This window comes from Ruegeria sp. BF7, from assembly GCF_056538605.1.
Map to the genome: position 1 here is coordinate 1 of NZ_JBQFTM010000061.1, position 607 is coordinate 607.

Annotated in this window: 1 protein-coding gene; it reads left to right on the forward strand. The window is 53.4% G+C overall.

Annotated features, from left to right (window positions below):
• On the forward strand, positions 1-551 hold a 551-nt coding region (locus ACR0IK_RS24390), incomplete at its 5' end, for a carbohydrate porin (RefSeq protein WP_480643690.1).
• Positions 552-607: the final 56 nt, after the last annotated feature.

The window sequence follows — 607 nt, forward strand, 5'->3', positions numbered from 1 at the left end:
TAAAGCTGAGCGAGAACCTCTACGCCGTTGCCAGCGTATCAGACGCAAACGCCGACCCGTCCGATCCAAACTTTGATGTGTTTAGCGACGGCAATCTCTTCAAGTCGCTCGAACTTGGGTACACGTCCGGCTTTGATCGCATCTACTTCGACAATATCCATCTGACCCTCTGGCATGCGGATGCGGCTGACGATGGCAGTCGAGCAGAAGATTACGGCGCAGCGTTTTCCGCCGCATGGTTTGTTGACAATAAATGGATGCCGTTCTTCCGTGCAGGGGCCTCGAAGGGAACCGCAGCGCTTTATGAACGGTCGATTTCTGCCGGTCTCGGTTACTATGGTCGCAACACCGATTTGGCCGGTCTGGGCCTAAACTGGGCCGAAGCAAGAGGCATAGATGGCGATCAGTTCACGCTTGAAGCTTTCTACCGCTTTTCAATCTCACCCGGACTGAAGATCACGCCATCGGTACAATTCATTTCCGACCCGCTTCTAAATCCCGATCAGGACCGGATTACCCTGTTCGGTCTAAGAACCCGGATCGTTTTCTAATGCGGGGTGAAGGCAGTCACTAAGGGGTGTGCCAAAGGGCAACTAAGAGAGATCAA